Here is a 20,512-nt window from a genome sequence, read left to right on the forward strand (position 1 = left end):
ATCGTTTTCTATCCTTTTAGACACAATCATCGTTCATTCGGACAATAAAATCATAAATTTTAAAAAAAACAAAAAAAGTGAGGTCCGATAAACCTGGACCTCACAACGATTTATTTTTTTGTAATTCTGCTAACTTATTCTTGGAAACCTTTGCTGTCTCCTCATAATTTTTAAAGTATGCTTTGTACGTTTGCCCTGCCGTTTCAATCCTCTTTAAATATTGCAAATTAATAATATAGGAACGATGGGAGGCTACAAAACGAGAATCAAGAAGTCCTTCAAGATTCGTTAACGCCTCATTTACCTCTATTTTTTGATCAATTGTATGGATGACGGCCTTTCGGTCCGCTCGTTCAATAAAAATAATGTCATCTAACGGTATAAAAGAAAACTGATTGGACTGTTTAACCATTAAATCCTTCTTAACGGTTGGGCGCTCGCTTTCGACTGGAGTCTTAGCAAGTGCAGCTGCTCGTCCTAACGCTGCATAAAGACGGTCACGGTCAATTGGTTTGACAATGTAATCGATTGCATTTACACTAAAAGCTTCTAATGCAAACTCATCATGCCCGGTGATAAAGATAACTTGTAATGACGGAACTACTTTTTTACACGATTTCACCGCTTCCATCCCATTCAACAATGGCATATTAATATCAACCAAAATGATGTCCGGCTTTTCTATCGTCACCTTGCAAATTAAATCCTCACCATTAACTGCTTCTCCAACCATTTCATAACTCTGCAAAGGTTTAATGAGATGCTTCAATAGTTTTCTGGATGGTGCATGGTCCTCTGCAATTAAAACTCTCAAAAGATCACCTCATATTAAAAGCTTCTATTTAAGTGGAACATTAATATAAAAATTAATAGATAACATACTGCTATTGACTAACTACTCTCAGTATAAGGCAGTTTAAGCAGGATAGGAAGTATTTTAATATTAATAGGTATCGCGCTTTTTTGCAGTTTTAAAGAAGAATTCCTGTGGACTATACTAAAGATACGACTTCAGGAAAATGCATAATTATTATTTCGGAAGGCAGGTTATAAGAATGGAAATCACCCCTAACGAAAATTTATATAAAGAAGTTTTACAAACCATGTCTGAATGCGTCATTATTCATGAAAAGTCGGGGATAATGATTGCGCTAAATGAAAATGTTGAAAAGGTATTAGGGATTAAATCAGATTTATTAACAGAATCCAATGTAAGCCAATTAGAATATGTAAAAGAAGATGGATCCCCCCTACCCTATTCGGAATTGCCTGGAATCATCACCCTCGAACAGGGGATTCCTTTCCATGATTATGTCTTGGGAGTAAGCGATCGAAATAATGGGACTAAATGGCTTTCCATTACTTCAAAACCACTTACATTACATAAAGACGGGGAACAAGCTGCGCTTGTGACCATATCGGATATTACCGAAAGAAAAAAAATGGAACAAACGATCATTCAGGCAAAGGAAGCGGCGGAAAAAGCAAACCTAACCAAATCGGACTTTCTTTCCAAAATGAGTCATGAACTCCGGACCCCTTTGAACGGAATCCTTGGTTTTGCCCAGCTATTAGAAATAGATGAAACCTTAAATGAGGAGCAGCGGGACTTTGTCCAAGAGATCTTAAGCGGAGGGAAGCATTTATTAAGCTTAATTAATGATATTTTAGATTTATCCAGAATCGATACAGGTCAATTAAAAGTTTCAATTGAAGAGGTAGATTTGCTGACCATTATCAATGAATGTATCCATATCGTGCAGCCGCTTGCCATGAAAAAAAGAATTACCATTCATAATCAAATGGACCATTCGCAAACCGTAACCGTTCTTGCCGATCCGATTCGCCTGAAACAAATCCTACTTAATCTTCTCGATAATTCCATTAAATATAACCGGGAAGACGGCAAAGTCATGATTTTCTCGTATATGAAACAAAACGAGGCTGTTATTCATATCGCGGATACAGGGGTTGGGCTTTCTGTTGAAGAATATCAGAAAGTGTTTGTTCCATTTTATCGGATTGAAGGGACACAAGAGGAAGGTACGGGCATTGGATTATCTTTAGTAAAGCAACTTGTCCAACTTATGAGTGGAAAAATTAGTGTAGCGAGCCAAAAAGGAATCGGCAGCGATTTTTGCTTTAGCCTCCCCCTTCCTCATGATTTAACGACCGCGATGCAATGGGGGGAAGAAGTGATGGATTTACCAGCAAAGAATGCGAAGTCAGATCACTATGGTTTGCTGTATGTGGAAGATAATGAATCGAACTTATACTTGGTGAAGAACATCCTGAAATCCCAGCCATCCTATACGATTTTAACTGCTCGTTCCGGAAAAGAAGGATTGGCACTGGCTAGGACTGAAAAAGTAGATTTAATTCTACTAGATCTTAACCTCCCAGATATGCATGGTTATGAGGTGTTTGACCTTATAAAACAGGATGAAAAAACGAAAAATATAGCCATTATTGCTGTCAGTGCAAATGCCATGCCTCAGGACATCCAGCAGACATTAGGCAAGGGGTTTGATAATTATCTGACAAAACCTGTTAATGTAAAGGAGTTCTTAACAACTATATACGAAACTTTAACTAGTACAATTAATCAAAATATACCTGAACATAAAATTTTAAGTACCGGACCAAATGGAGAGGAAGCTGTATCTGCCAAGACACTGCAGTTGTCTTTGAAAGATTTAAAAAAGCTAAGAGAAAAGAACTATACAGCTGCTATTGCCATGCACTATACCGGGAATAATTGGGCAAGAGCACAAATTGAAGGATTGAAGACAACTTTTAATAAAATGGGGATTAAGGTCGTGGCTGTAACTGATGCCGAACTTAACAGGGAAAAGCAAGTTGCAGACATTCAAAAGATATTAGCAAAAAAACCGGATATTATTGTTAGTCTTCCCATCGATCCGTTATCAACCGCGGGTGCCTTTCAAACCGCAGCTCAATCAGGTGTTAAGCTGGTTTTTATGGACAATACACCATACGGATTGGAAGCGGGGAAGGATTATGTAAGCGTCGTTTCAGCCGACAATTATGGAAACGGGACCTATGCCGCCGACATCATGGCAGAGAAAATAGGTTTTAAAGGCAAGATTGGGGTCATGTATTACGATGCCGATTTTTTTGTAACGAAACAAAGATTAACGGCTTTTGAAAAGACGATTAGAGAAAGTTATCCTGACATTCAAATCGTAGCCCGCAGCGGTTTTACAAGTCCGAATGATGGGAAAGAGCTTGCAGACGCTATGATTTCTCAACACCTCGATTTGAAGGGAATCTTTGTTGTATGGGATTTGGTGGCGGAAGGTGCTATGGCCTCCGCCCGTGCCTTAGGAAAACATGATTTAGTTATTACAACAATGGATTTGGGTACCAATGCTGCTGTAGAAATCGCAAAAGATGGACTTATCAAGGGGTCGGGTTCGCAGATGCCCTACCATCAAGGAGTGGCCGAGGCGATCCTGGCCGGTTATGCACTGCTCGGCAAACCGGCACCGGCTTATGTAGCTGTACCGGCTCTAAAAGTAACGAAAGAAAATCTCCTTGAAGCATGGAAACTGGTGTATAACCAAGATCCCTCAGTATTAAATAGTTATGCAAAAACTGACCAGATGAAAATGTAAAAAACAAGCTTCAATTTTTTCGGTTTCCATATTTCATATACATAAATTAATAAATAACCGAAAGGAATATACACGATGTCCAGTAGAAGGTCGAACAGTTCATATTTTTCTCTCCTGTAATCTGATATAAATTTGGGGAAACAGAAGCAATTAAATGGTCCATGATTTTGGGCACGGCCATGCTGAACAAAACGATTAGAATGGTGATTTGAGGTTGGTATTTTTTTAGGCAGTCTCCATAATATATACTTAGAAAAATGCCAACCATAATTGTCCATTCATTTGAATCGAAATGTTTTCTCTTTCCATAATTTTTTCTGTATAGCGATAAAGGAACTGTTCTAATTAAACAATCCACCCGTTAATTCAAGAAAAAATCGCGACTTTATTACTGGGTTTCTCTTCTATCCGCCGTGTAGTCTAATACGAAATAAAGGATGTACATTGATATAAAATAAACCACCGCCGAATAGAGTATATTCCATTCACCATAATGTAAAACTCCAATATAAACTACATACAATTCAAGTAATACAAGAATACAGGTCCATCCCAATATATATATAAATTTCTTAATGGCATTAGATTTTAGGGGGAAATAATTAAAAATAATAACTAGTACACCAATCTCACCAAGGGCTACAACAAGGTACAACCACTCTATTTGTTCTTTATCAAAATACCAGTAAAGTTTGTACTTTAAATCAAGATACAAATCAGTTACAAAATTCATTAACAATGCAAACTGTATTGTAGCTAGTAACTCGTGCCTAGTTCTTTTTCTGGGAATTTTGAGGGCAACTAAAAGAACTAATATAACTGTCACTATAAATAGCTTCACCAAGAGGAACACCTCGTTTTAAAAAAACAACATTATCAACCATATTATCATTATTTATTTGATGAATTATTATTCTTCAACCAATAATAGCAATACGTTTATCTTCAAATTTCATTGGGAGCATTAGTAGCACAGAGAATAAACCAGATATTATACCAGATATAATTCATAAGAAAATGTTGTTCATTGGTAATAAATATCCTTTCTCTAACTAACTCATTAATTGATATGATTCTTTTAAAAGAACTAAAAACCCCTGATTTAGTTCGTCTTCATTATGAAATCTAAAGTTATTGTGAAATCTGTTTTTTGAAACTTGTTCAATTTTAGTAATCTTCTCGTGTTCAATTTGATGGTTTGTCACTAAATTAAAATCTAACCATTTCTTTTTTGGATGAACTCCTCCAAAGGAAGATTTATTCAAAAGATGTATAGAAGTCTTTTTAAACTCAATTTCAAAAGGTCCAATTTCTTTCAATAAATCGAGTATTTTTGAATATATTTCATAAACATTAGATGCCTTATTTGAGAATAATTCATCTTCTGACATATCACCATCTCCTACTTTCACTCTAACATATTAAACTTTATTACCTTTATTTTGCCTCTTTTTCATCATTTTACCATTTCTTTATTTAACTATCCCCCCCCCCTTTACTTTAAGTAAAATCCTTCACAATCTAAACTTGGTAGCTACTCCTTTCAACATAATGCAGGTGCAAAATTACTTATATTTAAGTTTTTATTCCCCATAAATCAAAAGCCCACCTTATGTCGCTTTGATTCATTCCACCATCTCCTTAATAATAGATTTAAATTTACAGTAAAAAGGAGCATGAATAGCTTTCCACTATTGATGCCCCTTATCTAAGTTGAATTTTCCAATATCCAGATTTTAATTTATTTACTTCTACTTAAGCAGCTCGTAAACTTCTGTATCTAACTTCTTAGCGAGTTCAGGATTGTAGGTTTTTTCGTATTCCGGTTCAACTGTCACCTTTCCGCCGTAAAACATTACATCTTCTACTTCTTCAATTTCAATCGTGACCACACATAGCTTCATCGTCTTTTCGAAAACTTCAGAAACTGAAGCTCTACCACGTACGGAATAGCAGCTTCCATCCCCTATCATGCCAACAATGACATTAGGATTGCTTTGAATATTATTAATACTTGATGCTTTAGACCCAAGTGCTACTTTTATTTGTGTGCCATCTGGATACGCATTTACCCATGAAACGACACTCAATTGCGGAAGTTTAGTTTCTGCATCCACCGTTATCAATGAAACCATGGTTTCTCCCTGCAAAGAAGAAGCGAGCGCTGGGCTCAGACGATCTAACGTTTTAGTCATTTTGATTCTCTCCTTCTCTTTTTTAGTATTCCACTTTAACCGGTAGACCGAGCTCAAGCTTACCGAAGAGTTCTCCGACCCAGTCAAAATTGAAGGCCGTATGCTGCGCTCCGGCATGGATATCACGCCAAAACTGTTGAAGAGGATGTCTCTCACTGGAAGCTGCGGCACCGCTGCTGGTAAAAATGGTTTCCATCGCTTCCGTACACATCTCTGCACAATACGCATAATTACAGCGTAAGCTTACTCGCTCAGGATAATCCAGTACCCGGCCGGACTCCACTAATTCCAAAGATTTATGGAGAAGTGCGTCGATCGCTTCGATTTTCGCTGCTACTTTTGCCAGGCGAATCTGTTGATGAGTTAAGTTCGCGACTGCTCCACCACCTCTAGCTTTATTTTTTCCAATGACTTGATCACGCCAGATTGCATAAGCTCCTTTGGTTGCTCCGAGAATGACGGATAATAGCGTAACAGGCATAACGGCTGACAATTGGATACGGTAAAGTGGTGCTGTATTAAGATCCATTCCAGGTGAGATCCCATGAAGATTCCATGGTTCCAACTCCATTGTTCGGTATTCCGGAACAAACACGTCTGTTAACTGCAACAAATTACTGCCAGTTCCTCTCATACCAATGACACGCCAAACATCTATCACGTTTAAATCACTTTTGGGAACAAGAAAATATAAAACTTTGGTTTCATCTTCCGTTATTGGTGCCGGGGCACTGATCATCACCCAGTCACAGTGATTGATCCCTGATGAGAATCCCCATTTACCGCTTAGCTTATATCCTCCATCTACACGGCTGATCGTTGAATCGGGACTTGGATTGATCGATGTTGCAAGGCATGCATCAGGATTATCTTTCCAAACATCTGCCTGGGCCTTATTTGGAAAAAAGGCCAGCATCCAACTGTGCAACAGAAGTAAGGAATAACACCAGCCTGTAGACGCATCACCTTTAGAAACTTCAATCGCTGTATCAGCTAACGTCTTCCAATTTAGTTCATGCCCGCCCCAGCGGCTCGGCACCAAGGATCGAACTAAGCCTGATGAAATAAATTCCTGGATGGTTTCGGCAGGTTGATGTCTTAATTCCTCTCCAAGGTTTGGACGGGATTGCAGGGTAGCTGCTAATTCTTTTGCACGGTCAACGGCTTCTTCGTATGAAAACTTCTTTAATACTTCATTCATGTACACGACCTCCTCTGGTTTATTCGATTACATTTGGTGTCCCGTATGTGTGAAAAGTAGATGGAAGCGGTGTTCCCCACGCTAACCCTTTTTTCCGTTCCTCCGGTGTCCAGGTAACTGTTTCCCAATCTGGTGTATAGATGAGAAAACCTCCTGAGCATACCTCAATCCGATTTCCTCCCGGCTCATAGACATAAACAAACATCGTCTGACCGGCAACATGTTTATTAGGTGGCGCCTCAATGAATATTCCATTATCTAAAAAAACATCTGCAGCGCGGAGCACCATTTCTGAACTTTCCACTTTGAAAGCAGCATGATGAAAACGCCCCTGGGCACCTGAATTATCAAGAGAAATGGCTAGGTCATATGATTTATTAGTGACGTGAAGCCAAGCCGTCGTTTGGTTCCCTTCATCGGTTATTGCTTGTTCACTCAGCCTGAAACCAAGTTGATTACGGAAAAATGTGCTATCTGCATCGACATTAGAGCTAAATAAGTTAATATGGTCCAACTGCGTTACTGCTGCACCTCTTGCTGAAAACTTTTGGGGCTGATTTTTCAAACCTGGCTTTAAGTGATCCGGTGTAACATTTTTATCTGCCTGATAGAACACTTCTAAAACATGCCCGTCTGCATCATTAAATTGGTAGGAGCGTCCATGCCCGTAATCTCCATCTGTCCAGCAAATTCCGTATCCGTTTTTCTCTAAGTCAATTACACGCCGCACGAGTGCTTGTTCCGAATAGGTTCTTAATGCTACATGTCCTAAGCCGGCCTCGCTTGCTTCTGTCAGTTTTAAGCTATAAAGCTGCTGGTCTCCCCAGCCGCGGAGAAAGACCGATTGTCCTTCTCGATGGACGATTTCCATACCGAGCAAATCGCGAAAAAATTCAAGACTCTCGGTTGGTTTAGGAGTTAATAATTCAATATGAGCCAAGTGGGCTACATCTCGAATGGGTTCTCGAATGGGTTCTTGATTTGATGTCATGATTCAGTCACCTCCATGATTGTTGTCTCAATCGCACCAATTCCGCTAATTTCAACTCTTACCTTGTCGCCATGCTGTAAAAATTTGTTCTGTGCTTCCCCAACCCCGCCAGGTGTACCTGTAAGGACGATATCTCCCGGCTCTAACGTTACGATGCCTGATAAAAATTCAACGAGGTGATTTACATTGAACAAAAGCTGCTCTGTATTAGATTGTTGTCTTACTTCCTCGTTAACAGTTAACGAAATGTCGAGGCTGTGAGGATTTTTAATTTCATCCTTTGTTACTAAAACGGGTCCGAGTGGAAGACTCTTATCCAAGGTCTTGCCTTGCAGCCATTGTATCGTCCGTTTTTGCATGTCACGGGCTGTAATATCGTTAGCAACTGTGTAACCAAACACATAGTCCAATGCATTTTCATACGGAATGTCTTTTCCTTCTTTTCCAATAACAAACGCTAATTCTGCTTCGTAATCTAGCTTTTTGGTCAAATTTGAATTTAGTGGAAATATATCATTTGGACCTGCTATCGCTGTTGCAAACTTGGCAAAAATTACTGGGTGAACGGGTAGATCCCGTTTCATTTCAAGAATATGATTCTTGTAATTTAGCCCTACGCAGATGATTTTATTTGGTTTCAGTACGGGTGCACCGATTTTGACATCCTCTTTTTGGTAAATAGCCGAAGATGTAGCTGCATTTTCAAGGGCAAAGGCAATCGCTTCTTGTGCAGTTTTTACAGCGAGGTCACCGTTTGCAATAAATTCTGTTGGATTTGCTGGTAATAAAGCGGTTGCAATTTCATTTACTCTTTGCTGGCCATTTTGAGTTAATAGCTCGATGTAGGCTTGCTGTGGATCTACAATGGTATTTTCGTCGACAAGAATGCCGAGTCGTAAAGGTTGGTTATTTGTGGAATAGGTTAGTAGTTTCATGGGATCTCCTCCTCGTTTTCCAACACAACTATGTGTTTTTCTCTCTAAGTTAATGATAAGCTACAATAAATTTTTTTTGAAATACACATATTGCATTTGAGAAATCATGATTTTCGATAAATTGGTATTTTTCTTTTCCACTATCTCTAGCTGATTGTTCATAATTTACATATCACGAACATATGAGCATCATTTCATCCCTTCATGCGAACAAGACCTTATAGTTTTCTACCCTTCTTGTCCTCATAGCGCCAGAATTGGGCTCATTTCATTGGAATCTACAAAGTAAATGCAGAATTCTACAAAATAAGAAGGAATTCTACGAAATAAAGAAGCAATTCTACAAATATTATATTTATTCTACAAATCCCGGCTCCGATTCTACATTAATTGGAAATTAAGTTCCACTTTTTAATAAAACACAAAAAAATACCCCGTCTAGACGGAGTATTGATTCGACTTTGACCCTTTTACAAAAAGGTGTCTCCGAAAAAAGGATTCTACTAATTCAAATATTCTTGCTTCACTAGTCATGACCTGCTCCGGTTTTCCGGCTTCAGCTTTACGCAGGTTCACGCCTACTGGCTGTTCATCCAAATCATTTTTATTGAAAAATCCGTGCCCCAGTCCTTCGATTAAACAGAGGGCAGCCTCATTTTCCTTTTCAATTAACGCATGATAGAGAAGTTCACTTTGGTGAGCAGGGACAGCTGCATCACTCAATCCATGCAAAATAAGAAATGGCGGCACATTTTTATCAATATAGGTAATTGGATTTGCTTCACGAACAAGATGTGGGACCGTTTGTATTGGCGCTCCCAACAATTGTGATTCCGGGGAATTGGAATCTGTATGGCTTCGGACTGGATGAAGTCGAATGGATTCGGGATCAATAGAAGGTTTTAATTCTACATTACTATGCTCTTCCATCTGCAAGAAATCTGTCGGGCCATACCCGTCAACAACAGCTTGTACTTCACTCGAGAAATCCTGATTTCCTAACTCTAAACCTTCCAGTCTACCAAACCCAGTCGTGCCGGCCAATGCTGCCAGATGTCCTCCTGCAGACGAGCCCCAAAGACCAATATTCCCACTATCAAGGCCATATTCATTTGCAGCCGAACGCAGCCAGCGGATGGCTGCCTTTACATCATGGATCTGTGCAGGAAACGTCGCTTCACTGCTTAATCGGTATTCGATGCTAGCCATCACATAGCCCTGCTCTGCAAATCTCACACGGAAATCCGGTCCAAGCTTTCGGTCTCCAATTCGCCAGCCGCCTCCATGGAGCCAGACAATGACAGGAACTGGCCCTTCTTTACCGATAGGCATATAAAGATCCAATAGTAAGGGATTACCATTTGGAGCAGCAAATTCAAGATCTGGTATAACCTTTACTTCAAAACGTTCACTCATTATCAATGAACCTCTTCAACTTCAGCTGGCGGAGCACCTGGCGGCTTTCCTAATAATTTTAAATCTAACTCGCAGATTCGCTGAATCACTCGGTCAAATCGATACGCCGCTGGTTCACTTGGGAAAATTGAATGTTCGTAAGGATCTCCTAGAATGCGGAAGAAGTCTTCAAATTCCCCTGGGGTCAATAATCCAAGGAACTTTGTATAATGGGCGTCACAGCGGAAGCGATGAGGTGTATTTGCCGGCACATAAGCAAAATCACCTGGTGATAAATGCAGCTCTTCACCATCCACCCAGAGAGTCATTTCTCCTTGTAAACACATGAAGGTCTCATTCGTTAATTCATGCGCATGTTCACCTATGGCTTCTCCTTTAGGTCCTTCAGAAACAAGTACGAGAAACTTGCTGTCTGTTGCGGCTTTAGTAGTTAGGAGGGTATGAACCGTATCGCCGCTAAGAAGATGGACCCCTTCACCTGATTCAAGTACATATGGTTGAACTTCTTGCGGAATGGCATTGCCTCTCATCATTTGAGGTAATCCTTCTGTTGGATGACTATTTACGAATTTAATATCTAGGCCAGCGGGATGTTGGTTTAAAATATCAAAGTTTAAGAGGTTCGTAGAAACCGGAGGGCGTTCAAACTTAGCAAATGGCTCTCCAATAATCGAATATAATTTAGCAACGTGACCATTTACAGTAAACGAATAAAAACGTGTTCGATGACTTTGCATCCGGTAAGCATGAACAGTTCCTGCCGGAATACTGACATAGTCCCCAGCCGTTAATAAATACAATTGTCCATCCAATTCGACTTCTAGTCTTCCGTCGAGAACAACGATGCCCTCGTGAGCATGTTCATGAACATGTGCTGGGAAACTATCACCTTTTCCTCCCCACAATTGAACAATCTCCATCATATCGCCGGTGCTTTCAGTTGTAGCAACAAGGGAGGCAACTTGGGTACCGAAAAGATATCGTTCTCCCTCTCCATTTTTAATAAAATATGGTTTCTTCTCGTTAGGTAGTTTGCCAACGACATTTAGAACCATCATCCCCACTCCTTATCTAAATATCCATTATAAATTAAGCGCTTCCAAATTAAACATAATACGAATGAAGGAAAATTGGAAATATAGGTATTCGATTTCTGTAATCACGTTTTTGCATTATTGTTTTTTGGAGGATGCAATCTTTAAGAGTTGTTTAATCTAGAATACTCTCATAATTTCGACTATTTTCTACTTCTTATGATAAAATAGTGGTAACTAAATAACAAGTGAGGATCCTATGGATATTCGTCAATTACGATATTTTATTACCGTAGCGGAGTATTTAAATTTTACCAAAGCAGCCAATCAACTCTATGTGGCTCAATCTGCCATCAGCCATCAAATTGCCGACTTGGAAGAACAAGTTGGTGTTAAACTTTTTATACGGAATAAACGTTCAGTACAGCTTACTCCTGCAGGGGCTGTCTTTTTAAAAGAAGCAATGGAGATTGTTGAAAAAGCGTCGGGAGCCATTGAAAAGGCAAAACAAACAGATGCAGGTGTGATTGGGAATTTGTCGATTGGTTTTTTGAGTGTTCATGTACGCAGTTTTTTACCAGAAGTCATTAAGCGTTTCCGAGAACTTTATCCGAAGGTAGAACTTCATTTAAACCATTTTCCTAGTAAAATGTTAAAGGAAGCGTTGGAAGAAGGAGAATTGGATATCGCTTTTACACAGCCGTCTGGGTTACATAGAATTGAAGAAATTGAAATTCAAACGGTAGCAAAGGAAAGATATTGTATTGTCATGCATAAGAACCACCCTTTTGCGTACCGAAAAACAATCAAGCTTTCTGAACTTGCAACGGAGCCGTTCATTATCCATAACCGTCATGATTCACCTGTTGGTTCTTATGATTTTATCGTCCATTTATGTGAACAAAATGGCCTGACTCCAAGAATTGTCAGTCAGCCTCGATTTGTCGATACTGTTCCCATTCTAGTAGAATCAGAGATAGGCATCTCTATACTGCCAAAAAGCTTTGAAGCGGTATCCAGCCCTTCGCTGAGATTTATCGAAATTGATGGTCTGGAGGGGCATGATTTTGAACTTGTTATGGCAAATAAGAAAAACAATTTAAATCCGTCTATATCGCTGTTTCAAAATGTGTTAGCAAATATTAATGTGGCAACATAAAAAAGCTCTGGTATAAAACCAGGGCTTTTTCCTAATTAAATAGAAACGGTTTGTTCTATATTCCAACCTTCTAAGTACCTCTGTGTATTAAAAAGCATCTTTTCAAAAAGTTCACTTGCATGTTCTGGAGTAAGATTAACAAGTGGATCTTGCACAAATGCCTGTAAGGCTAATCCCTTATCTTTTGAAAGAGCGGCTTGGAGTGTTGTTTCTTGATTATGAATATGGGTTAACACCATATTTTGAATAGGTGTAGGCAACTGGCCAGCTACAACTGGCTGAATACTGTCAAACGTAAATAAGGCGTTCGTTTCCACTACGGAATTGGTTGGTAATCCTTGTATTTGCCCATTATTTGGCAAGTTCACGTTTGTAACTAAATCGCCTAAACCCAACAATGCTTTTATCATAGCAACTCCATCTTCACCTGTTGTTTCGAGGATAAACTCTTCCTTTCCTTCTACAAGTCTGTCCCCCTTTTCAAGTAATTCTTGTCGATGATCTTTACGCCATTGCACATTTGTCAGTCCAAATTTCCATTCCCTGACTTTCTCGGGACTCTTTAAGTACCAGGAATTTGGCATAAATTCTGCTAAATGGCGATCACCAGCAGCTGCAATTAACCCAAACTTTTTAAATAAATCAAATTTCACTCGATTCGCCGAGGCAAAATGATTATTCATCCAATGACCTTTTTCTGTTCCTTCAAACCCTTCTTCATAATACTTGTTGACAAATTCCTTGTATAATGGGAACAGATCAATATCTTTATAAGATGCTTTATCAATCCAGGTATAATGGTTAATGCCTAATACATTGACCTTTACATCCTTATAATCCACACCTTCGATGCCTTCTAGTTCTTCAAGCATGGAAGCTAAAAGTTTTTGTGTTCCAAACACTTCATGGCAGCAGCCAATCGCTTTAATCTCCGGAAAGGTTTCATATAAAGTCCGAACACAAAGACTCATAGGATTAGTGTAATTAATGACCCAAGCTTTTGGAGCATATCTTTTTATTTGTTTCGCAATGTCTACGAAAATTGGAATGGTTCTTATTGCTCGTACCAATCCTCCTGGCCCTACCGTATCGCCTACTGATTGATAAATACCGTATTTTTCAGGTTCATGTACATCGGACTGCATTTCTTCAAATGTCCCTGGTAAAACAGAAATAATAACAAAGTCAGACCCTATTAATGCTTCTTCCATCGTTTTTACCGCTTTATATTTCCACTTACCCGCTACATCCTCCCTGTCATATAAGCGATTCCCAATAATTTCGTTCTTATAGGCTGCATTATAATCAATATCATAAAGTTTAACTGTCCCTGATAGCTTTTTTTCAAGAGCAAGGTCGCTCATTAACCCCCATGCCCAACCTCTTGAACCACCGCCAATATACGCTATATTTAGATTTTTCCCTTTTGATTTAGAAATCATTTCTACAACCTCCATTATCCTATCAATCTATTAGACTGCTACTCTTGATCCTGCTTTTGTACAATAATTTTTCCGTTTTCCTCTAAAATCGGAATGAATTTTGTCCGTTCATTAGGCGTTTGATTTGGAGCATGCAGCGTCAGCATCAGCTTTTCTTCAAATGTCCGAAAAATCATGCCGTGACCACCATCATTTTGATATATGGGGGTTTCATCGTGTACCCATGGTCCTGTTATTTCCCCGCTCACTGACAGTGAAATTCCTTGGGCATATATGTTGTTAACAAAACTGGCCCAAAGCATTAATAGATTTCCATTTGAAGCTTTGAACATAAATGTTCCATCAGTAACATAGTTATGTTCTGATTTTAATCTTTGATGCTTAAAAGAGGTTGGCCACGGTGCATCAGATGCATGAAATAAAAGAACTGGATCGCCCACCGTCCCCTTTAAATCCTCCGTAAGTCTAACCGCGCATATTTCTCCATCCCCCACCTGAACCCATTCATGACAGAACACCATCCAAGGTAACCCTTCTTCGTCTATGTAAAGTGTCCCATCCAAGCTATCCCATTCTTTAGGGGTTACCGGTCCATCACTATGAGGTTGAAATGGGCCTAGTAAACTATCCGATCGTAGGATGGCCGTTCCGCGATGATGGTTATCTTTGCGCAAAAAAGTAGCAAACATATAATAGGTTCCGTTATATTGATGAACCTCCGGAGCCCAAAAGTTTTCATTCGAATAGAAGTCCCCCATTGGACGGAAAACTGGATAGGGACCTTCCCAATTATTTAGGTCTTCTCCAATATAAACATCAAATCCGGTACCCGCTCCCCAAATACTTTTATCAGTACTTCCATACATGTAATACTTTCCATCATCCTTATTAGGATAGATAAATGGATCTCTTATTTGAATATGATTGTTTTCTAACATTACTCTTACCGCCTCTCCTATTTTAAGATTTATATAAATGGATGAAGACCTTCAAACTTAACAATCCATTTTCCATCCTTAGGAAAACCAGGTGCGGGGTATTTAGGAGATCCTTCCCATCCGCATGCCATCATAGAAACAGCCGTTAATAACCCTCCATTGCCGGGCAGATAGGCTGTTAAGCTTGGACTTTGATAATTGTGCCCATTGATCAAATATGTGTTTTTGGTGGCATCCATTAAAAGAAAATCGATTGCCCAATCAGGTTCCCCTAAACGGGCGGCAGTCATGGCACACATTGGAAAATCCCACCCCCAGGCTGTCTCCCACTGCCATTCATTTCGGACCCGCTCAAGTGTTTTCTTCATTTTCACCGGGGCAATTAATGTACCTGGCAAAATTCCTAAAGCTCCTACCATCGAAGGATGGTCATGATTAAAATGTTCAAACGTATCTGGACACCCTTCATGAGCAAGGTAAACGCCTTCAGAATGCGGCGGTTCAGCCAGTCCATTGCCAACCTCTATCCACTTTGGATTAACAGGCTCCCCGAGACGTTCAGCCCATTTTACGGCAATTTCTAAACCGTATTTCCAATATTCTAATTCGTATGGAGGGTTCCAGCTCTCTTCCGGTCGATGGCATTCCTGTGCTGGTATTAATGGCGGGCCAAGTATATATGCTTGCTTTTGTTCATCCCATACAGCAAAGGAAGCCATAAAATTAGCTGTTTCAACCACGATCTCTTTCCATCTTTTTAAAGTAGCTTCACTTAAATTTTCCTTGTACAATAGTTCAGCTAATGCGATTACATGAGGCTGCTGCCAGATTAGGACGGGAGCAATGGCCGAGGGACTCTGCTTCCCATCAAATCCAACCATTTTTGGCCAGCGTGCTCCTTCATAACCTTGGGCAGCCGCAAGCTCCTTTGCTAATGGCAGCATCGAGAGATACCAATTTAAACTATTTTCAAGTAAGACCCCTCTGCCCCATAATGGAAAATGAGCTCCATGCCACCAATGCATTTCCAGGTGAAATTTACCAAACCAACTATTATACATATAACCAGTTTCCTGAGGAGGCATAGAACCAGAACAATGGATCTTAGTTAAATATTGAGACAGAACAACCCGTCTCTCTAATTCATGCGACCTTTCATCCATGCTTTCAGATAAGTCGATTACCCCGCCTTTACTCCAAAAGTTAGACCAATGTTCCTTGCTTTCTTGATAAATTTCATAAAAGGAATATGTTTCTTTTGAGCCTTGTGAAAAATGTACGGAAAAACACAATTCCTCTGTTTCAACTTCAGGAGTCAAACTATATTCATGGACATCCGTAAATTTTATTCTCCCTGAATTCCAAGTCCAATGGACATAATAACGATCTTCATCCATCCTTCTATCAAGTGTCACTGATTGGTTATCTTCAGTAAAGATACTCGTCTGATGCCGGTCATTATTCTCCGAATTTATTGCAACCGATTCTTCCCACTTTCTGGATGTCATATCTGCTGCAGGAAAACGAATCACAACCTGTAATCGATTGTTATCTATAAGCGGCGAAACAACTTTAACACCAATCAGATCTAACTTGGGATGGCAGACGGTGGTGACAGATACTGGGTAGTCTTCGACAGTAAAATGGCTGTATAACGTTCCTTCCCAAAGATCTAACCTTTGGTTAATATTTTTAATATCATCTGCTTTAACAACCTGATTATTTTCCTTTTTTAGCCGAAATGAAATTTGGCCCAGTTGGAGCCGGTGTGGATTTTGTCTTAACCAATGGTAAGCCTCTTTCTTCCCCTCAGGATAAAGCGGATAACCAACTTTACGGTCATGAGTCTGTAATTCCTGAAATTCTACATCATCGAGTGTATATAATTCTGGATGTCCGGTATAATGCCATCCCCAATTTGATTGTGTCCCTAGTGGTACTTCATAATCGTTTGGAAAAGTTTGCAGCCCCGTTACGTCGGCTGTAAATGCAAATTCCCCGTTTCCCACAGATAAAGGTGCTAAAGGCTCTATTTTCGTTAATATAGGATGATGCCTGCCTACTAGTTTTTTTCGATCAATCACATTGTTCTCTCCTTATGCGTTACTTAATATATTCAGAAGGACTAACTCCAGTTATTGATTTAAAAACCTGACTAAAATAGGTTGGATTCTGGTAACCTACCATTTCACTTACTTCATAGACCATATAATGCTGTTCTCTTAATTTTTCCTTTGCTTTTTCTATTCTAAATTTGTTTAAATACGTTACAAAAGACTCGCCCGTCAGTTTTTTAAATAACTGCGACAAATAGTTCCTGTTTACAAATAATGATTCCGAAATTTCAGCTAAGGTGATTTCCTGATCATAATAGTTTTGAACAAACTCCTTGACTTCCCGGATCAGCTTATGGCTTTTTCTACCCCTGAGTTCTTCTATCATTTGGCCTTGCCAATCCTTTAGCTTTTCTCTCATCAAACTAGTTAACTCTTTAGTTGTTGGTTGTGTATGAATATTTTCAACGATTTCAGTCATCGTTAATGTTTTCTGCTGAAATTGATCATCGGAATAATAGTTAATCATTAATATATTAATAATACTTACACAAATATTCTGAACAATATATAATGGAGTCCGTTCCTTTAATACTGTTTGTTCATAGGTCTCCCAAACTTCCAATAAATGATCAAATTCTTTATCATGAATAGCTCTATGTATTTCTTTTATTAATTCAAATGGATACTGGTATTGTTCAGGTTCTTCATCGCCATATACTTCATTAAAGGCGAAAACCCTATTCATTTCTTGATACTCAGCAGCTTCCAGTGCCCTTTGACTTTCTAAATAGGAATTATTTATTTCATGTATCCCTAATTTCATGTCACCTATACCAACATTTGAGGATAATTTCAAAAAGATTAATATATTCTCTATCAACTTATTTGAAAAATCATAGCAAAGTTTATTTAATTCTAAGTTATTCTCCTTAGCCATAAAAACTAGTACAAAAGTGGAGTCAGTAAAATCAACTAGATGAATGTCTACTTGGGAAGTTAGTTGTTTCTCTTCTTCTATTAATTCTTTAACAATATTTCCTGTGCTAAGCTTCATTAACTGCCAATCTTTTTCCTTTGATTTCGTGATATAGGGAGGACGAATTATAGAAAGACTAGCCACAATAATGGTTGTATCTTGTTTAAGGTTTAGCAGCTCTAATTTTTCAATTGGTACCTTGTTAGGAGAGTAATTAGTTACTAACATTTCTCTAAGTAAGGCACCTCTGGTGTAGGTTAGGTATTCTTTTAACTGAGTATTATAACGAGCTAAAAGTGTCTTTTGTTTTTCTTCTGCATCCATATCTTGCGTAATCTCAGTTAACACCGTTTCTATTTCTTGAACGGTTGATGGCTTAAGGAAAAAATGCTTCACACCATACCGAATAGCTTCTCTCGCATTGTCGAAGTGATTATAACCACTGTGAATAATAATATAAATTGAGGGGTACTCTTGATTTATCGTTTTAATTAACTCTAAACCATTCATTTTAGGCATATAAATATCCGTTATTAATATATCTGGCTGATCCTGCCTGATTTTCAACAGGGCCTCGTCACCATTCCCCGCTGTCTCGATCACATTCATGTTTAATTTATTCCATGATATATGATCATTTAATCCATTAATAACACTTTGGTCATCATCGACAATCATTACCTTTTTCATTAAAACTCAGGTCCTTTCATGAAACATCAACCATTGCTGCTGGCTTTCCATCCAGTTAGTTAGCTCAGTTTGGTTTCTTATTACAGGAAGAATAATCTTAGCAACTACTCCGCCTCTTAGATGGTTAAATACATCAACTCCATATTTCTTCCCGCAATATGACCAAATTCGATCCTGAATATTTTTAATGCCAATCCCGTTTAAATGATTTAGATCCCAGTCTTCCGAAAGTCCGATTCCTTGGTCAGTGATTTCAATTTCGAGTACTTCCTCTTCATTCCTTTTAAAACACTTGCCAGTCACCTTTATATTAATGGGGGTCTGACCGACCTCAGGATAGCCATGCCGGATACTATTTTCGATAAAGGGCTGCAGAATAATCTTAGGAACATAGAAATCCTTCATAGATGCTGGTACCTTTATATCAAAGTGAATGTCTTTACCAAGTCTTGCAATCTGTATATTGGTATAGCATTTTACATGTTCTAACTCATCTCTTAATTGAATAAATTTTTGTCCGCCGCTAAGTCCGATACGCAGCATTTTGCTTAACTGATTAACCATAAGACTGATGTCCTCAGCATGATGGTCCATTGCTTTCCAGTGAATCATATCTAGCGTATTGTATAGAAAATGCGGATTAATTTGACTCTGTAACACCTTTAATTCAGCTTCTCTTCTGAAATGGTTTTCTTGTTTTAGATTATCCAAGGATTCAGATAACCTTGATGTCATGTGATTAAAGTTTTTTGAGAGAATATCATACTCTTCTATGTAATAAGGCCCAAGTTCAATGTCGAACTGACCTTTTTCAACATATTTCATCCCTTGAATCAATTGACCTATCGGCTTCATTAGTTTTTTTCCGATCCAATAGGCAAACGGGATGGACAATGCAAGGCCGCATAAACCTAGAAATAAAACAAACATACCAAGTTTCTTTGTTTTCGCATATAGACTGGCAACAGGTATCAGATGTACCATTCGCCACTGGTCATAATTAGGTTTTGATATTAAGAGAAGGTAGAGATCATTATTATGTTTAATAATATGATGAAAGTCTGATTTGTCTTTATATGAGTCTATTAACATATTAAATGGTTCGGAAAGAGAGGAAACTGTAATGTCAGCGATTACATTTTGATATTTAGTTGCTGAATTTTGAGCAATAATATTCCCTCCTGTATTTAAGAGCATTAAAGGCTCATTACCACCATTAACTAAATCCTCCACGCCCATGTTCTTGAAAAAAGTATCATCGAGTACATTTACCTTCAAATATCCTGCTGTTGCACCTTTTGGACCTGTAATCCGATGAATATAACTAATTACTTCGTCATGATTACTGTTACTTAAGGAAACGTGCTTAGGGACCCAGCCATTATCCATTTTATTAAACATTTTCATCCAGGGTTCTTTCTCTAATGTTTGTAGGGGATAAATGACATTAGTTGATAAGTTAGGATAATTTTTATATCTGTCTGTATAAATCTCAACCGAATAAATCGCACTTTTTAAACTCATCACCGCATTACATATCTCTGTTAATTCTCTTTGCTCAACAACAGCATCATAAGAGTTTGTTAGATTTTCAGAAAAAATTTCCCTAACGGTACGGTCTGCGGCAATATACGTCCCAACCTCTTTGACACTTGATATAAAGGTGGAAACCTTCCCAGTACTTTCGTTCAATAATTCCAGCTTGGACTGGCTGATTTCATCAGAAGTAAAATCAAAAAATACCTTATTAGCCATCAGTGTCACACCTGCAAGAAAGACTGCATTAACTGCAACAAAACTAATGACTAATATTGTGGTTAGTTTTCTAATCATATCGGAA

The 20,512-nt window shown here is 38.6% G+C and carries 16 protein-coding genes; 2 read left to right on the forward strand and 14 right to left on the reverse strand.

What is annotated here, in order from left to right:
* Window positions 1–100: 100 nt before the first annotated feature.
* Complete coding sequence (locus GXK58_RS05715; RefSeq protein ID WP_160720676.1) at window positions 101–814, reverse strand: LytR/AlgR family response regulator transcription factor; 714 nt, start codon at window positions 812–814, stop codon at window positions 101–103.
* A gap of 241 nt (window positions 815–1,055) precedes the next feature.
* Here GXK58_RS05715 and GXK58_RS05720 point away from each other — a divergent pair, with 241 nt between their 5' ends.
* Window positions 1,056–3,638 (forward strand): substrate-binding domain-containing protein, encoded by a 2,583-nt coding sequence (locus GXK58_RS05720; RefSeq protein WP_237389576.1) that lies wholly within the window; start codon window positions 1,056–1,058, stop codon window positions 3,636–3,638.
* 388 nt (window positions 3,639–4,026) lie between these two features.
* On the opposite strand, the gene GXK58_RS05725 is transcribed toward GXK58_RS05720, so the two are convergent.
* The 8 genes from GXK58_RS05725 to GXK58_RS05760 all read right to left on the reverse strand — a co-directional run bounded on the left by GXK58_RS05725 (window position 4,027) and on the right by GXK58_RS05760 (window position 11,431).
* Window positions 4,027–4,479: a CBO0543 family protein gene (locus tag GXK58_RS05725; protein ID WP_160720679.1), complete on the reverse strand. Its 453-nt coding sequence runs from the start codon at window positions 4,477–4,479 to the stop codon at window positions 4,027–4,029.
* 211 nt (window positions 4,480–4,690) lie between these two features.
* Entirely contained in the window at window positions 4,691–5,029 is a 339-nt protein-coding gene (locus GXK58_RS05730) for a DUF5655 domain-containing protein (protein WP_160720681.1), read from the reverse strand.
* Window positions 5,030–5,389: 360 nt separating this feature from the next.
* On the reverse strand, window positions 5,390–5,833 hold the full coding sequence (locus GXK58_RS05735; protein WP_160720682.1) for a pyridoxamine 5'-phosphate oxidase: 444 nt from the start codon (window positions 5,831–5,833) through the stop codon (window positions 5,390–5,392).
* Between the two features lie 22 nt (window positions 5,834–5,855).
* Window positions 5,856–7,034 (reverse strand): acyl-CoA dehydrogenase family protein, encoded by a 1,179-nt coding sequence (locus tag GXK58_RS05740; protein ID WP_160720684.1) that lies wholly within the window; start codon window positions 7,032–7,034, stop codon window positions 5,856–5,858.
* 19 nt (window positions 7,035–7,053) lie between these two features.
* On the reverse strand, window positions 7,054–8,025 hold the full coding sequence (locus GXK58_RS05745; protein ID WP_160720685.1) for a VOC family protein: 972 nt from the start codon (window positions 8,023–8,025) through the stop codon (window positions 7,054–7,056).
* Entirely contained in the window at window positions 8,022–8,960 is a 939-nt protein-coding gene (locus GXK58_RS05750; RefSeq protein WP_160720687.1) for a fumarylacetoacetate hydrolase family protein, read from the reverse strand. The genes GXK58_RS05745 and GXK58_RS05750 overlap by 4 nt, the downstream gene beginning before the upstream one ends.
* 438 nt (window positions 8,961–9,398) lie before the next feature.
* Window positions 9,399–10,376, reverse strand: a complete 978-nt coding sequence (locus GXK58_RS05755) for an alpha/beta hydrolase (protein ID WP_160720689.1) — start codon at window positions 10,374–10,376, stop codon at window positions 9,399–9,401.
* 2 nt (window positions 10,377–10,378) lie between these two features.
* Window positions 10,379–11,431 carry a quercetin 2,3-dioxygenase gene (locus GXK58_RS05760; protein WP_160720896.1) on the reverse strand — a complete coding sequence of 351 codons (1,053 nt, stop codon included), beginning with the start codon at window positions 11,429–11,431 and terminating at the stop codon, window positions 10,379–10,381.
* A 238-nt stretch (window positions 11,432–11,669) separates the two neighbouring features.
* Between GXK58_RS05760 and GXK58_RS05765 the strand changes: the two genes are divergently transcribed.
* Complete coding sequence (locus GXK58_RS05765) at window positions 11,670–12,569, forward strand: LysR family transcriptional regulator (RefSeq protein ID WP_160720691.1); 900 nt, start codon at window positions 11,670–11,672, stop codon at window positions 12,567–12,569.
* 35 nt (window positions 12,570–12,604) lie between these two features.
* Here GXK58_RS05765 and GXK58_RS05770 read toward each other — a convergent pair whose 3' ends face one another.
* From GXK58_RS05770 to GXK58_RS05790, 5 genes are read right to left on the reverse strand one after another with little or no spacing between them, the layout of a single operon-like run.
* Window positions 12,605–14,011 carry a family 4 glycosyl hydrolase gene (locus GXK58_RS05770; RefSeq protein ID WP_160720693.1) on the reverse strand — a complete coding sequence of 469 codons (1,407 nt, stop codon included), beginning with the start codon at window positions 14,009–14,011 and terminating at the stop codon, window positions 12,605–12,607.
* Between the two features lie 38 nt (window positions 14,012–14,049).
* A complete protein-coding gene (locus tag GXK58_RS05775) occupies window positions 14,050–14,949 on the reverse strand; it encodes a glycoside hydrolase family 43 protein (protein ID WP_160720695.1) in 900 nt (299 codons plus the stop codon).
* Between the two features lie 29 nt (window positions 14,950–14,978).
* Window positions 14,979–17,030 (reverse strand): glycoside hydrolase family 65, encoded by a 2,052-nt coding sequence (locus GXK58_RS05780; RefSeq protein ID WP_160720897.1) that lies wholly within the window; start codon window positions 17,028–17,030, stop codon window positions 14,979–14,981.
* 22 nt (window positions 17,031–17,052) lie between these two features.
* Complete coding sequence (locus GXK58_RS05785; protein ID WP_160720697.1) at window positions 17,053–18,672, reverse strand: response regulator; 1,620 nt, start codon at window positions 18,670–18,672, stop codon at window positions 17,053–17,055.
* A 6-nt stretch (window positions 18,673–18,678) separates the two neighbouring features.
* Window positions 18,679–20,505 (reverse strand): sensor histidine kinase, encoded by a 1,827-nt coding sequence (locus GXK58_RS05790; RefSeq protein WP_160720699.1) that lies wholly within the window; start codon window positions 20,503–20,505, stop codon window positions 18,679–18,681.
* Between the last annotated feature and the right edge of the window lie 7 nt (window positions 20,506–20,512).

The organism is Bacillus sp. USDA818B3_A, assembly GCF_009928415.1.
Taxonomy (GTDB): domain Bacteria; phylum Bacillota; class Bacilli; order Bacillales; family Cytobacillaceae; genus Neobacillus.